Below are 14,163 nucleotides of genomic sequence, written 5' to 3' on the forward strand. Positions count from 1 at the left end.
AACGTAATTATGTACTTTTATTTATAAACCCTTCTGTAGAATTGGCGATACTCATTGAGATTTTTACGTCTGTTGAGCTCCTGAAAGTTTTCAATGGAAATCAGGAAACTGTTTTCCTTATCACTTTTTTCAATAGAACCAGAATTGAAATCATCCATGAACTTATTTCTATAGGCGATTGCCCGCTCAGCATTGTTGAATGGGCTAACAATAAAAATCACTTCTTGGCGATTTAGGTTCATATTTCCTGTCCGGAGTCTTGAATTGGCAAAATTTTGCGCATGGAATGTCTCAAGATCTGCCAATAGGTTTTTGGACTCCCTTGCTTTTTCAGGGTCCAAAGCAATGACAAATATATGGGTTTGGTTAGGATTTTCACGGTATGGGGAATCTTCTTCATTTTCGGCTTCTTCTTCTGTTTCGGAAGTTTGCTCCTCATTGTTCTGTGATTCCATAGCAACCTCTTCTCTTTCTGACCTTATTTCTACTTGTTCACCAGTTAATGCTAACAGCATATTTCTTGCCAATTTTACCAATTGGCTGTCCTCAGTGGTTTGAATGTAATTCTCTAACCTGTATTTATATCTTTCCGCATCATCCACCTTTCCGGATACCATAATATCCAATAAAATTAATCTACTGGTGTTTTTGGTGAGCGGATAATTTTCTAGTGTTGATCGGATTATGCTCCTTGCAGCAGCGTAATTTCCTGCATAGTATTGTTCATATGCTTCTTTATAAAGCTTTGAAGATTCCAAAAAAGCCTGATTGCCTTTGATGGCATCTGGATTATTCACGGAATAGGTAAAGGGAGAATCCGGAAATTCTCTGTTTAATCTTTGGACATAAAGGGTAGGATTGCCATTGATTTCCTGATTGGCAAGGTAAAGGATATAATAAGCTTCTGCTTTTTTATTTGAATTTGGATAGGTGGTGATTAGACTTTCCAAGTATTCAATGCTCATTAGGGATTCTTTAAAATCAAAATACAGGAGTTTACCCAACTCAAAATATGACTCTTCTAATTTTTCCCGAAGAAGGTTAACATCTTCTTCTGTTTTTGGGATCTGAGCCAAAAGGCTTTTTTTATCCGGCAACTGGCCTATGATGCTACTTTGTTCTTCTGCACGGTCCTCTTCTCTAGTATCTGACATTGGACCCAATGCTCCATTTCCTCTGGTACTGGATTGGAATCCCTGAATATTTCTTCTCCAATTGTCATCAAGGGGCCTAGTCCCCCAATTTCTATAAAATTCAATGGAGCCACGTTGCATTGCGAGGTTATTGTCGAAATAAAAAGATTCTCCTGAACCTCTACCTCCAAATGCCAAAAGGTTATCGAAAATCCCGGAAGAACGTTGTTGGGATTTTTGCTCTGCCTCCCTGAGTAACCTCTCCTCCTCTTGTTTGATAAACAGTTCTGCAACCATCTCCTGCTCTTCAGCACTCATTTGTGAAAGGCGAATAAGACTATCGTTCTTATTTATAATTTCATAATGCGTTACATAGTTGTCAAATATTCCCTTTTTCTGATTGATTTCAGCGTAAATTTTATCAGTAGGCCTGATTTGTGCTAAAGCAGAATCCAAGTAATATTTTGTGGTTTTAAAATCCTTTTTGATTTCAAAATTGATTTCAGCTAATTTTTGGTAGATATAACTTTTCTGAAGGGGATTGTTACTCTCTTGTTTAGCTGCCAGTATCAGTAATTTTTCCGCTTCTTGAACATCATCTTGCTTTAGTTCAAACAATGCCTTTTCATATAGAATCACATCCCTCAGATCTTTGTTTTTGCTGTCCTTAAATAGTTCATCGTAATAACTCCTTACCCTCTTCACGTCCTTACTCTTGTTGAGTTCGGCCACCTGTTGCGCAAAGAGCTGGGCAAAAAATGCCAGTTCATAAGGAGGATTACCCTTCACCGCTTCATTGTAATAACTATAAGCCAAAGCATCCAGACCTTCTCTTTGGTAAAGCTGTGCGAGAATGAAATTTATCCTTGATTTTTCTTTTTTGTCTTTGGTCAAACTTATTGCCCGGTCTAAAGCACCGATTTTTCCGTTCACATCTTGCCTTTGGTCATAGTAATAGGCAAGGGTTTTGTAGAGCAAAAACTTATTTTCTGTATTGATACCTGATTCTTTGGATAGGTATTCTATGACATATGCGGCATCTTCAAAATTTCCAATGTCCGTAAATTGTCTCATCAATTGGATAAGACTCCTGTGCCTGACTCTTTTTTTCTTACTGTTTACATTAAGGTATCTGAAAGTGTTGGATGATTCATCGAACTTGCCATCGTAATAATCAGCCAGCCCAAGTAAGAAATAAGAATCGTCCACCCACTTAGAAATTCTGTGCCAGTCAATGGCTTTGGAGGCAAAGTCCCTAACATCCACCAGAAGTTCTTCATTTTGGTCAATCAAAGCGCTATCTATTGGAAAAAAAATAGGTAATACCTGAGTGAAATCTTCTCTGTGGCTTTTTTCAATTGTTTTTTCAATTTCACCGATATTGGCTTTTGCATAAAAAACCGCATTATATCGTGAGGTGGTGTTGTGGAACCACCTATTGGTAAAAGTATTTTTTTCTGAGGAACACGCTGATAATAAAATCATAGCGATAATCCCTAAAATTGTAAGATACCTGCGCATCATTGATCGTTTGACAAAGGCACAAATTACTTGATTTGTATCAAATTATTAAACGCTTCCGTTTATTATTATATTTTTGAATTCCGTAAACCAAATCACAATTGTATTGAAAACACCCAACAGGTTTATTGAGGCGATTAAGGCCAAATTCCTTATTGTCATCAGAAAAGAACAGGATTTTTCTGTTATTACCTCCTTCAATATTTCCACAGGAAGGATGCTTTCTATATTGGCGCTGATTTTTATCCTCATTTTTGGATTTTCATTGATCATGTCCAAAACCTTATTGAAAGCTTGGTTTGATCCTACTTACCAAGACACTGAAAATACTGCCCAACTTATAAAAATGTCAGCTACAGTAGATTCTTTGAGGGCTGAGGTAATCCGGAAAGATAATTATGTAAAAAATATTCAACGGATCATATCTGGTGAGACAGAACTGATTGAGGATCAAAATGCCCTGGATACCCTTCCAGTTTCCAAAAGGATCAATCCTGAATTTAATTTTGAGCCAAGTGAAGCGACATTGAGTATTCTGCAGGAAATGAGGGGTCTCCCCATGGAGGAACCAAAAGTGCAAATTATAGAAGGTGGATTTATTGGCGAAACATATTTCTTTCCACCCCTTAAGGGAGTGGTTACTTCAATTTTTGATCCAACTAAAGATCATTTTGGAATAGATATTGTAGCAAGACAAAATGAGCCCGTTAAAGCTATTGCAGATGGGACAGTTATCTTCAGTTCATGGACTTTAGGTACCGGGTATGTCGTGGCAGTTCAGCATAACAATGAATTGATTTCCATTTATAAACATAATTCGGTAATATTGAAGAACATTGGAGATCTTGTAAAAGGTGGTGAAATTGTTTCTATCATTGGAAATACTGGAGAACTAACCACCGGCCTACATTTACATTTCGAAATGTGGTATAAGGGTTCTCCGCTTAATCCCCAAGATTTCATTTCTTTTAATTAATTATGTTTAACAAAGCCGAAGAAAAAAAATCCGTTGTAGAAATGGTTAATTCCAGCAACGTAATCGCCAAAGAAACCAAGATTAAAGGAGATATTGATGCCCAGGGCAATATCCGCATTGAAGGAGAAGTAGAAGGTTTGGTAAAGTCAAAAAGCAAAATTGTTATCGGAGAATCTGCTTTGATCAAAGGAAATCTCTATTCGGCCGAAGCCGAAGTATCCGGCAAAGTTGAGGGAAAGGTTACATGCACCGAAATTCTTTACCTCAAAAAGTCCGCTCTGGTATCCGGTGATATCATTACCAAAAAGCTAGTAGTCGAAAATGGTGCAGCCTTCAATGGAAAATGTCAAATGGGAAATCCTGAAATTACCAATACCCCAAAAGCTGAGAAGGTGAATGTGCCCGAAAAAGAATTTGAAACCAAGTAAGCAGTATCTTGTATTCAAATATCTAGGACTATCATTTCAGATGTTTGCTATTATAGGACTTGGTACTGCACTGGGTTGGTATATCGACCAAAAAAGCCAAACTAATTTCCCTGTTTGGCTTTTACTTTTTTGTTTCCTCTCTATAGTCTTGGCATTCTATCAATTGTATGTCTCCATGAAAAATGATGAGAAGGAGGAATAAGAATCTAAAAAGCAGTAGCTTTGCATCCTTATTTCCAAGAGATGAAACAAATTCTACACCTTACCGTAAAGATCATATTGCTTACCCTGTTTATAGCGGGATTAGTATATCTGATTGATGATGTTTTCCAATTGAATTGGGTCCATGAGAGCATTTGGAAAATCATTTCTTTCTTTTTGATTCTTACTTGGTTGACAGGAGTTTTCTCACATTATTTACTTTCAATAAGCAAAGAAAATTCTGCCAACATTTTGTTAGGCACTATAGGAATAAGATTTTTGGCCAGCATCGCTTTTATTGTAATCATGTTGGTCCTAGGACAGGAGAATATAATTCTGTTTGTAATTAATTTTTTTGTTATTTATTTGTTTTACTTATTATTTGATATGTACGGGTTAATAGCTAATTTGCGCCCGATTTCAAAATAGGACCTAAATACTCAATTAGATGCTCCGTAAGTTCCTTTACTTAAGTGTTTTATTTTCAGCGTTTTTTCTAACGTTGTCCACCCCTGTGTCCGCAGCTGGAGATGATGAAGACAGAACTGGCTTTATCATGCACCACATTAAGGATTCATATGAATGGCATTTTGCTACCTTCGGCCACAAACACTTGACGCTTCCATTGCCAGTTATTATCTATTCTGCGGATAGAGGTCTTGAATTTTTTATGTCTTCTGATTTCCAAAATCCGGAAACCCATAAATTTGGAGAAGCTTATGCCCACAATGGTTATTACATTGATGAGCATGAGCATCTATATAGTGTAGAAGGAAGATCTTTCACTGACCTATCAATTACCAAAAACGTCGCCATGCTATTTTTGGTGATCTTAGTAATGGGAAGCTTGGTGCTTTCTGCCGCTAAACATTACAAGAAAAACGGTATCAGCGCACCCAAAGGAGCAGCTGCGATCATAGAACCTGTTGTAATTTTTGTAAGAGATGAGATTGCCCATAAAGCTATAGGTCCGAAGTACAGGAAGTTTGTTCCATATTTGTTGACGTTATTCTTCTTTATCTGGATAGGCAACCTCATGGGATTGATGCCTGGAGCAGCTAATCTTACAGGAAATATTGCCGTTACTGCAACCTTAGCTGTTTTGACCTTTATTGTAGTCAATGTCAATGGCAATAAAGAATATTGGAAACACGTGTTTATGACTCCTGGTGTTCCAGTTCCTTTATTGCTTGTAATTGTACCGGTGGAAATTATCGGTTTATTTACCAAGCCATTTGCCCTGATGGTCCGTTTGTTTGTAGCGATTACAGCTGGTCACATCGTAATCTTGGCCTTTATTGCCTTGGTGTTCATCTTTGAATCTTATGCAATTGGTGTGGTGAGTACCTTGATGGTAACCTTCCTAAATATTATTGAATTATTGGTAGCCACTATTCAAGCGTATGTATTCACCCTGTTCTCTGCGATGTATATCGGAGCTGCAGTGGCAGAACATGACCATCATTAATCAGAAATTTCTTTGTTCAATTTATAAATAATAAACACGTATGTTAACTTCAATCTTGTTGTCTGCTGGATTAGCACTTATGGGTGCAGGTATCGGTGCTGGAATTGTAGCGATTGGCGCAGGTCTTGGTATCGGTAGAATTGGTGGTCAAGCTATGGAATCTATTGCCCGTCAGCCTGAAGCTGCTGGTAAAGTTCAGACTGCCATGTTGATCATTGCAGCTCTTATTGAGGTGGTATCCCTGTTTGCAGTAGTAGTTTGTCTACTTATTGCATTGAATGCAGGTGGTCTTACCTTCTAAGAACAAAAGAAAAAGGGATCAGCGCTTGGCTGATCCCTTAATTTAATTTGAACAAATCCGAAATTATAAATCTAACCATACATGGATCTTATATTACCTAGCTCCGGGCTGATTATCTGGCAACTGATTGGATTCCTGGCCCTCTTGTTTTTGTTAATGAAGTTTGCCTGGAAGCCAATTCTTGAGGCATTGGATGAGCGGGAGAAAAGTATTGAGGATGCGCTCAAGTCTGCAGAGATTGCCAGAAACGAAATGGCCAATCTTAAAGCAGAAAATGAAAGAATTCTTCAAGAAGCTAAAATTGAAAGAGATCAAATGCTTTTGAAAGCTACTGAGACTGCGAAACAATTGGTGGAAGAAGCCAAAGAAAAAGCGCAGATCGAAGGCGCTAAAATGATCGAAAATGCCAAAGCGGCTATTGAAACAGAAAAGAAGGCTGCTCTGGAAGAAGTTAAGGTCCAGGTAAGTAAACTTTCTTTGGAGATAGCAGAAAAACTATTGAAGAAAAACTTCAGCGAGGATGCAGCTCAAAAAGCATTGGTTGAAGAAATGGTCAAAGATCTTAAGCTTAACTAATTATGTCGGATATCAAAGTTGCATCCCGCTATGCTAAAGCGCTTTTAGAGCTGGCAGTTGAGAAAAATCAATTGGAAGAAGTAAATAGGGATGTGAATCAGTTATTGGAAATTGCGGCTGAAAACAGAAACATTGTACTTCTGCTCAACAGCCCGATCATTAATACTGATAAAAAGCATAACGTGTTGAAAGCATTGTTCGAAAAAACCGGTAATCCTATTACCCTGAGTTTTTTTGATATTATCACCAGAAAGAACAGGGCCAATAACTTGGTAGAAACAGCCAAGGAGTTCAAGAAGCAATACAATCAGCATATGGGAATTCAGGTAGCAGAAGTTACCACAACTTTTGTTCTGACAGATGATTTGAGAGAGCAATTCAAATCTATTGTGAAGGAAATCTCAGGGCTTGACAAGATTGAACTTGTTGAGAAAATCAATAAAGAGCTTATTGGAGGATTTGTTCTAAAAGTGAATGACAAACTTCTGGATGATTCCATTAGCGGTAAGCTCCGCTTGTTAAAGCTCGAGTTTGCTCAGAGATATTTCGTCAAGATGTATTAATTATTTATCGCAAAACATTTAATAAAAAAATATAATGGCACAAGTTAGACCTGATGAAGTTTCAGCAATATTGAGAGAGCAACTCTCCAATGTCAAAACTGAGGCTGAACTTGAAGAAGTGGGTACCGTCCTCCAGGTAGGTGATGGTGTTGCCCGTATATATGGACTTTCCAAAGCACAGGCCGGTGAATTGTTGGAGTTTGACAATGGGCTTAGAGCAATGGTGCTTAACCTTGAAGAAGACAATGTGGGTGCCGTATTGTTCGGTGACTCAAAGTTGGTCAAAGAAGGTGACAATGTAAGAAGAACCAAAAAGATTGCTTCCATCAAAGTAGGTGAAGGTATGTTGGGTAGGGTAGTAGATACCCTAGGTAATCCAATTGATGGAAAAGGTCCTATTCAGGGTGATCTATACGAAATGCCATTGGAGCGTAAAGCTCCTGGGGTAATTTACCGTCAGCCGGTAACAGAACCCCTTCAGACTGGTATCAAGGCGATCGACTCTATGATTCCTATTGGTAGGGGGCAGAGGGAATTGATCATCGGTGACCGTCAGACAGGTAAGACTGCTGTGGCTATCGACACCATCTTGAACCAAAAAGAATTCTACGAAAAAGGTGAACCTGTATTCTGTATTTATGTAGCAGTTGGCCAAAAGGCTTCCACTGTAGCAGGTATCGTCTCAGCTTTGGAAAAAGGAGGAGCACTTCCTTATTCTGTGGTTGTTTCTGCTGCTGCCTCTGATCCAGCTCCAATGCAGTTCTTCGCCCCATTTACAGGTGCTTGTATTGGTGAATTTTTCCGTGACACCGGACGCCCTGCTTTGGTTATATATGATGATCTTTCTAAGCAGGCAGTAGCTTACCGTGAAGTTTCTCTTCTTTTGAGAAGACCTCCAGGACGTGAAGCTTATCCTGGTGATGTTTTCTACCTGCACTCAAGATTGTTGGAAAGAGCAGCTAAAATCAATGCCTCTGATGAAATCGCTAAGCAAATGAATGACCTACCAGAATCCATCAAACCGATGGTAAAAGGTGGTGGTTCTTTGACAGCACTTCCAATTATCGAAACACAGGCTGGTGACGTTTCTGCTTATATTCCTACTAACGTAATTTCAATTACTGATGGTCAGATTTTCCTTGAGACTAACCTGTTTAACTCTGGTATACGTCCTGCCATCAACGTGGGTATTTCAGTATCAAGAGTAGGTGGTAATGCCCAGATCAAATCCATGAAAAAGGTTGCTGGAACCCTTAAACTGGATCAGGCACAGTTCCGTGAATTGGAAGCCTTCGCTAAATTCGGATCTGATTTGGATGCTTCTACCAAGAGGACTATTGAAAGAGGTAGGAGAAACCAGGAAATTCTTAAACAAGCTCAGTATTCACCTGTTGCTGTAGAACTTCAAGTAGCTATTATCTATGCCTCTACCAAGGGGTATATGGATAAAGTACCTGTAGAAAAAGCGAGACAGTTTGAAGCTGAATACTACAACTTGTTGAAGAGTCAGTATCCTGAAGCTTTAGAGCTGATTTTGAAAAACAAAATCGACGATGCAGGAAAAATTCTTGAGCAAGCTGCTAAAGATTTGTCTGCTAAGTACGCTAAATAATAACCTAATAGCCCGGCAGGATGACTCCCTTTCTTCCTGCCGGCATTGAATATATTGCTTTTCTTAAAAGAATATTATGGCAAACCTTAAGGAAGTAAAACAAAGGATTACCTCTGTCTCTTCTACGCAACAAATCACCAAAGCAATGAAAATGGTGGCCGCTGCTAAGTTGAGAAAAGCGCAGGATAAAATCCTTAGAATGCGCCCCTATTCCCAAAAGCTTACCTCCATATTGAATGATGTAGTGGCTGCAATGGGAGGAGAACTTCAAATTGCTTATGCTGAGCAAAGACCAGTTGAAAATGTACTATTGATCCCCATGACTTCTGACAAAGGGCTTTGTGGTGCTTTCAATTCCAATGCCATGAAGGCTACCAACAATTTGTTGGAAAGTGAATTCAAAGGGAAAAATGTAACCATACTTCCTTTAGGTAAAAAATCTTTTGAATTTTATTCCAAAAGAGGCTATGCTGTCATTGGTGATTATTATACTGTTTTCAATGATGTTAATTTTGAAAATGTCAGGGAAATAGCACTATTCGCGATGAACAGCTTCACTTCTGGAAAATTTGATAAAGTGGTACTTATCTTTAACCATTTCAAAAATGTGGCTACTCAAGAAATCACCGTTGAGCAATTTCTACCAATGGGAGCTCCAGATAGCAGTGAAAAGGAGAATTTCAATAGCTTAGACTATATCCTTGAGCCTTCTAAAGAATATATTGTTGAAGATTTGGTACCTAGTGCGCTCAAAACACAATTCTATAAAGCTGTACTTGAAAGTAATGCTTCTGAACATGGCGCTCGGATGACTTCCATGGACAAAGCAACAGAAAATGCCAATGAATTGCTCAAAGAATTGAAGTTGATGTATAACAGAACCCGTCAGGCAGCTATCACCAACGAAATTCTCGAAATCGTAGCCGGCGCAAATGCTCTTGAAGGGAAATAAGAAAATACTAACAATACAACCCAATAAAAAACCGCCTTTTTAGGCGGTTTTTTATTTGATGGCCTTTGCGACTTCTCTTGCCATAATGCCAAGCCCTTCTTTGTTGGGATGGACTCCGTCTGGAAGCAAATCAGCCCTATCTTTCAAAGGCGTGTATAAATCTATGATGGAGGCACCTGATTCATTTGCAATTTCAAGCAGTAAAGGTTGTGTTTCATAGACCATAACTTGCTCCCGGATACCAAAATTATCCTTGGTTACAGGTACAGGAATACAGATATATACCTTTCCATCTGAAGGCATATGCGATTTTATACTTGCAATAAGTTCCAGGTAGTCTTTTTTGAAGTCTTCTTTATATTGCCAATTTTGTGGCTTGGAATCATTTGTGCCCAATTTAATGATAAGAATGTCTGGTTGGAATTCTATAACCTCTTGGTATTGAGGTTCATTCCAATAAGGAAAATCGCCCTTTTTGAGCAATGTTCTTCCACTAACTCCGAAGTTTTTTACTTCATAATCCTTTCCCAGTATGGCTTGCATTTGTAAAGGATAACTGTCATCATGGTCTCTTCCCGGACCTTGGGTGATACTATTGCCCACACAGGCTACTTTGATAGGCTTTTGTGCTTGTGCGCTGACAAAAAGGCCACAGCAAAGTGCGATCGTAATAAAAGTTTTTTTCATAGGTTAATGGATTATCATTGCTAAAGTTAAAAAAATTAAATTCTGTTTTGTCCCATGATAGAATTAATAAAATTTGTCTAATATCGTTCCATGAATTTTCTGACATCAATTTGGCGGTATCTTAATTTACTTTCCCTAGACGTGGTTTTTGGGGCAATGGCAGGGATGCTTTTTTTTGCTGATTTGCTGGACGTCTCTCTACCTTTTGTCCTTTATTTGGTATTGGGATTGGCGGTATGGGGAATTTATACTTTAGATCATTTGATTGATGCCAAGAAGATTGCCCATTTGGCAAGTTCAGAAAGGCATAGATTTCACCAAAAGCATTTTTTATTGCTCAGTATTATTTTCCTCATTGTAGTGGTGACAGGAATGGCTATGGTGATTTGCCTTGAACACCTACGTTTTATTTTTTTACCAGGGTTGATTTTTGCAGCTTTCATGTTGATTTGGATGGGCTCAATCCAATTTTTATATAAAAGAGGTGTTTGGTTAAAAGAAGTTTCTACCGCTGTTTTCTATGTGCTAGGAATTTCAATGGCACCATTTTTTTCCATTTTTCCAAATGAAATACCAAATGAGTTTTTTTTACTATTGACAGCTTATTTTCTTCTGGCTTCAATTAATCTCTTTATTCTGTCCTATATCGACGAGAAAAATGACGCGCAGGATAAGTTAGGTTCTGCATTACAATTGATGAGCAGTAATTTTTTAAGGAGATTTATTTTCTCTCTTTCTTCAGGAACAGTTATTTTTCTAATTGTTGTATTTTTTTGGGTTCCTTCATTTTACAAAATACATACCTGCATATTGTTGATTTTGGTGCTTTTCCATGCCCTGGAATTTTCTAAGAAAAATGATTCCTATCATATTCGGGAAAAATTAGAAGCCTCTTTTTTATTGCCTTTACTATTATTGCTTCTATGAAAATTGAAGGCCTTTCTTTCATGCTTTGAACTAATTTCTGGAAGCTTTTTCGATTATTTTCATAATTATTTCATCAAAATAGGCACCATTGTAAGGGCCGTACCAATTCATGTCTCTTACTTCATATAACTTTTCATCATAATATTGGTCTGGAGTGATATAACCTATATAGCCACCATTAAAGCAGGATACAAGAAGGTGGAGTCCATTATCACGGGCATATTTTTCCCACTTTTCCATAAAAACTCCAGAAATTTCCCCGCTGGAACTTATCAATAAAGTATTTCCGATAAGGACCATGTCAAAATGAGCATTTGAATCCCCGACCAATAATTTGAACAGCCAAGGCCTTATTCTGATATTTTTTCCAATGCGGAAATGTGCTTTTCTTAAATGTAAGGGCATTGTATAATATGAAATGGAACCCTTATTTTCTAATGTGTCTGAATCAATTAAATTCTTGTTGATGGATGCAAATACTTCCTCACTGTAATGAATAACATCTTCTATCTCTTTGCCCTTAATGACTGGTTTGTGACTGCCTACTGTTCCTGCCATAAACATCGCCAAATCATATTCTTCCTCTAGTTTCTGGCAAAGGTAATGAGGATAGTCTCCAGATAGGCCCATAAATTTCCTGTTCAGAATTGTGGAATGGGCAGAATAGCTCAATAAAGTAGCTTTCTGGCCTTTGGTATTGATAAATGTGAGTTGCCTAACAAATGGATCTATAGGATCATTTTCAATCAGGCGGTTGGCCACTAGATCCTTGGTGTAAGCTTTTTGGAAGACAATCTTGGCTGTATCCAGATTAGAATATGCTGTTTTCAGCACCTGAATTGACTTTTTTTCAAGTAAGGACATAAGTTCCTCATCATATCCCCCAAAGGCAAATTTTCCTATAAGTCCGGGCATATAACCTCCCATACCACTGTGTGTATGGGTAGCTGTAAAATAAAGCATATCTATTTTCAGCCCTTCATCATGGATTCTCTTCTGGATTCTTTTTTCCAAATAGGGATGAATGATCATTAGTTCAAAGTTTACAAAAGCCACATTGATGTCCCCATTACTGAGAAGGATGGCTCTGAGGAAACTGCTGTCCTGAACAAATTCATATTTGCCTCTTGGATTATATCCCGCAAGGTTGACCGGGTCTTTTGGTGTAGCATTTACTTTTGCCCAGCCAGCCTTCCAATACGTACTTTGTCCATGCTTCCAGTTCATGCTGTCCAAATGTGACATGGTACTTTGATAATAGTCCATTTGTTGATAGGGTCTCCTGTCAACTCTTGTAAAGATTACCATGAGGAAAAAAAATACAATACCCATCGTCCAGGCCAGTACTTTAAAAATACGCTGAAGGATGGATTTAGACATGGCTATCAGGGCATCTATTGGGTCAGTTTCAAAATATAAGGAATAAAACTCAAAAAATCACTCAGGCCACACCAGTGAAAATATATTCATTTTCAAAATGTGATTGGGAGTAATTTGACCTGTATGATATAGGTACTGGATTTTTAATATTCGAATATTCCGTGTGCGCCTTGTACAGTAACTTTTTTGCCTTGAAAAGGTGCCACTCTTCCAATGATTTTGGCTTCCACTCCAAGGGTTTCGGCAATATCGATGACCTCTTCTGCATATCTTTCTTCCAGGTAGATCTCCATGCGATGGCCCATGTTAAATACTTTGTACATTTCCTTCCAGTCTGTACCGCTTTCTTCCTGTATAATCTTGAACAAAGGAGGAGTATCGAACAAATTGTCTTTAATGACGTGAACATTGTCCACAAAATGGAGCACCTTGGTCTGTGCTCCCCCGCTACAATGTACGATCCCATGGATTTGTGGCCTTAGGTATTTTAGCACATCTACCATAATAGGAGCATAGGTCCTGGTAGGAGAAAGCACAAGTTTGCCCATATCCACAGGGAGTCCAGGAGCTGGATCGGTCAGTTTATATTTTCCGGTGTACACCAGATCATTGGGGACTGCCGGGTCAAAACTTTCCGGGTAGGTGCTTTGGAGAATTTTGTTGAAAACATCATGGCGGGCAGATGTCAGTCCATTCGAACCCATCCCTCCATTGTAATTATCTTCGTAAGTGGCCTGTCCATAAGAAGCTAGGCCGACAATCACATCTCCAGGACGAATCTGATCATTGGAAATTACCTCATCCCTTCTCATGCGGCAAGTTACTGTCGAATCCACAATTACAGTACGCACAAGATCTCCTACGTCTGCAGTTTCCCCTCCTGTCAAGACTACATTGACCCCATGGTCTCTGAGCATTTGCAGGACTTCCTCAGTACCATTGATTATGGCAGAAATCACTTCCCCTGGCACTAGATTTTTATTTCGGCCAATTGTGGATGAAACAAGGATATTATTGATTGCACCTACGCAAAGGAGGTCATCTATATTCATGATGATGGCATCTTGTGCAATGCCTTTCCAAACGCTAAGGTCCCCTGTTTCTTTCCAGTACATATAGGCTAGGGAGGATTTGGTTCCAGCTCCATCAGCATGCATGATGTTACAATATTCAGGATCATTGCCTAAAGTGTCTTCAACAATTTTACAGAAAGCTTTGGGAAAAAGACCTTTATCCAATTTGGAAATGGCTTGATGTACATCTTCTTTGGAGGCTGAAACACCTCTTTGCATATACCTTTCGTTCATGGAAGAGCTGGGATTTGTCATTTCGGGATTTTAAAATATGAGCATATACAGTTTTGTAATAACATAACTAGAACCGCCACCCTGAGTGAAGCGAATAGTCTCCCATAATTTAGGAGATTCTTCGACTCCGC

14 protein-coding genes are annotated in these 14,163 nt (G+C 38.6%); 10 read left to right on the top strand and 4 right to left on the bottom strand.

Going from position 1 to position 14,163, the window contains the following annotated elements:
• Window positions 1–17: 17 nt before the first annotated feature.
• Complete coding sequence (porW, locus tag CLV48_RS14380; protein ID WP_106567993.1) at window positions 18–2,654, bottom strand: type IX secretion system periplasmic lipoprotein PorW/SprE; 2,637 nt, start codon at window positions 2,652–2,654, stop codon at window positions 18–20.
• A gap of 106 nt (window positions 2,655–2,760) precedes the next feature.
• Here porW and CLV48_RS14385 point away from each other — a divergent pair, with 106 nt between their 5' ends.
• The 9 genes from CLV48_RS14385 to atpG all read left to right on the top strand — a co-directional run bounded on the left by CLV48_RS14385 (window position 2,761) and on the right by atpG (window position 9,731).
• Window positions 2,761–3,630 (top strand): M23 family metallopeptidase, encoded by an 870-nt coding sequence (locus CLV48_RS14385; RefSeq protein ID WP_245889568.1) that lies wholly within the window; start codon window positions 2,761–2,763, stop codon window positions 3,628–3,630.
• A gap of 2 nt (window positions 3,631–3,632) precedes the next feature.
• Window positions 3,633–4,058, top strand: coding sequence for a bactofilin family protein (locus tag CLV48_RS14390; RefSeq protein WP_106567994.1), 426 nt, complete (start codon window positions 3,633–3,635; stop codon window positions 4,056–4,058).
• Window positions 4,027–4,260, top strand: coding sequence for an AtpZ/AtpI family protein (locus tag CLV48_RS14395; RefSeq protein ID WP_106567995.1), 234 nt, complete (start codon window positions 4,027–4,029; stop codon window positions 4,258–4,260). The genes CLV48_RS14390 and CLV48_RS14395 overlap by 32 nt, the downstream gene beginning before the upstream one ends.
• 447 nt (window positions 4,261–4,707) lie before the next feature.
• The gene (atpB, locus tag CLV48_RS14405) at window positions 4,708–5,727 is read left to right on the top strand and encodes a F0F1 ATP synthase subunit A (RefSeq protein ID WP_106567997.1); all 1,020 of its coding nucleotides are present in this window, start codon (window positions 4,708–4,710) and stop codon (window positions 5,725–5,727) included.
• Window positions 5,728–5,767: 40 nt separating this feature from the next.
• Window positions 5,768–6,028 (top strand): ATP synthase F0 subunit C, encoded by a 261-nt coding sequence (gene atpE / locus CLV48_RS14410; RefSeq protein ID WP_026955099.1) that lies wholly within the window; start codon window positions 5,768–5,770, stop codon window positions 6,026–6,028.
• An 81-nt stretch (window positions 6,029–6,109) separates the two neighbouring features.
• Window positions 6,110–6,604: a F0F1 ATP synthase subunit B gene (locus tag CLV48_RS14415; RefSeq protein ID WP_106567998.1), complete on the top strand. Its 495-nt coding sequence runs from the start codon at window positions 6,110–6,112 to the stop codon at window positions 6,602–6,604.
• Between the two features lie 2 nt (window positions 6,605–6,606).
• Window positions 6,607–7,167, top strand: a complete 561-nt coding sequence (atpH, locus tag CLV48_RS14420; RefSeq protein ID WP_106567999.1) for an ATP synthase F1 subunit delta — start codon at window positions 6,607–6,609, stop codon at window positions 7,165–7,167.
• A gap of 34 nt (window positions 7,168–7,201) precedes the next feature.
• Window positions 7,202–8,779, top strand: a complete 1,578-nt coding sequence (gene atpA / locus CLV48_RS14425; protein WP_106568000.1) for a F0F1 ATP synthase subunit alpha — start codon at window positions 7,202–7,204, stop codon at window positions 8,777–8,779.
• Between the two features lie 76 nt (window positions 8,780–8,855).
• On the top strand, window positions 8,856–9,731 hold the full coding sequence (atpG, locus tag CLV48_RS14430) for an ATP synthase F1 subunit gamma (RefSeq protein ID WP_106568001.1): 876 nt from the start codon (window positions 8,856–8,858) through the stop codon (window positions 9,729–9,731).
• 51 nt (window positions 9,732–9,782) lie between these two features.
• On the opposite strand, the gene CLV48_RS14435 is transcribed toward atpG, so the two are convergent.
• Window positions 9,783–10,418: a GDSL-type esterase/lipase family protein gene (locus tag CLV48_RS14435; protein ID WP_106568002.1), complete on the bottom strand. Its 636-nt coding sequence runs from the start codon at window positions 10,416–10,418 to the stop codon at window positions 9,783–9,785.
• Between the two features lie 90 nt (window positions 10,419–10,508).
• Between CLV48_RS14435 and CLV48_RS14440 the strand changes: the two genes are divergently transcribed.
• Window positions 10,509–11,345, top strand: coding sequence for a hypothetical protein (locus CLV48_RS14440; RefSeq protein ID WP_106568003.1), 837 nt, complete (start codon window positions 10,509–10,511; stop codon window positions 11,343–11,345).
• Between the two features lie 30 nt (window positions 11,346–11,375).
• Here the strand turns inward: CLV48_RS14440 and CLV48_RS14445 are convergent, their stop codons facing one another.
• Complete coding sequence (locus tag CLV48_RS14445) at window positions 11,376–12,725, bottom strand: neutral/alkaline non-lysosomal ceramidase N-terminal domain-containing protein (RefSeq protein ID WP_106568004.1); 1,350 nt, start codon at window positions 12,723–12,725, stop codon at window positions 11,376–11,378.
• A gap of 143 nt (window positions 12,726–12,868) precedes the next feature.
• Window positions 12,869–14,032 carry an AIR synthase related protein gene (locus tag CLV48_RS14450; RefSeq protein ID WP_106568092.1) on the bottom strand — a complete coding sequence of 388 codons (1,164 nt, stop codon included), beginning with the start codon at window positions 14,030–14,032 and terminating at the stop codon, window positions 12,869–12,871.
• Between the last annotated feature and the right edge of the window lie 131 nt (window positions 14,033–14,163).

Source organism: Cecembia rubra (assembly GCF_003014575.1).
In the GTDB taxonomy this organism is placed as follows: Bacteria; Bacteroidota; Bacteroidia; order Cytophagales; family Cyclobacteriaceae; genus Cecembia_A; species Cecembia_A rubra.

Excerpts from the sequence above, each read along its gene's own strand:
- porW (WP_106567993.1), bottom strand. The coding sequence starts at position 2,654 with ATGCGCAGGTATCTTACAATTTTAGGGATTATCGCTATGATTTTATTA.
- CLV48_RS14390 (WP_106567994.1), top strand. The coding sequence starts at position 3,633 with ATGTTTAACAAAGCCGAAGAAAAAAAATCCGTTGTAGAAATGGTTAAT.
- CLV48_RS14395 (WP_106567995.1), top strand. The coding sequence starts at position 4,027 with ATGTGCCCGAAAAAGAATTTGAAACCAAGTAAGCAGTATCTTGTATTC.
- atpB (WP_106567997.1), top strand. The coding sequence starts at position 4,708 with ATGCTCCGTAAGTTCCTTTACTTAAGTGTTTTATTTTCAGCGTTTTTT.
- atpE (WP_026955099.1), top strand. The coding sequence starts at position 5,768 with ATGTTAACTTCAATCTTGTTGTCTGCTGGATTAGCACTTATGGGTGCA.
- CLV48_RS14415 (WP_106567998.1), top strand. The coding sequence starts at position 6,110 with ATGGATCTTATATTACCTAGCTCCGGGCTGATTATCTGGCAACTGATT.
- atpH (WP_106567999.1), top strand. The coding sequence starts at position 6,607 with ATGTCGGATATCAAAGTTGCATCCCGCTATGCTAAAGCGCTTTTAGAG.
- atpA (WP_106568000.1), top strand. The coding sequence starts at position 7,202 with ATGGCACAAGTTAGACCTGATGAAGTTTCAGCAATATTGAGAGAGCAA.
- atpG (WP_106568001.1), top strand. The coding sequence starts at position 8,856 with ATGGCAAACCTTAAGGAAGTAAAACAAAGGATTACCTCTGTCTCTTCT.
- CLV48_RS14435 (WP_106568002.1), bottom strand. The coding sequence starts at position 10,418 with ATGAAAAAAACTTTTATTACGATCGCACTTTGCTGTGGCCTTTTTGTC.
- CLV48_RS14440 (WP_106568003.1), top strand. The coding sequence starts at position 10,509 with ATGAATTTTCTGACATCAATTTGGCGGTATCTTAATTTACTTTCCCTA.
- CLV48_RS14445 (WP_106568004.1), bottom strand. The coding sequence starts at position 12,725 with ATGTCTAAATCCATCCTTCAGCGTATTTTTAAAGTACTGGCCTGGACG.
- CLV48_RS14450 (WP_106568092.1), bottom strand. The coding sequence starts at position 14,032 with ATGAACGAAAGGTATATGCAAAGAGGTGTTTCAGCCTCCAAAGAAGAT.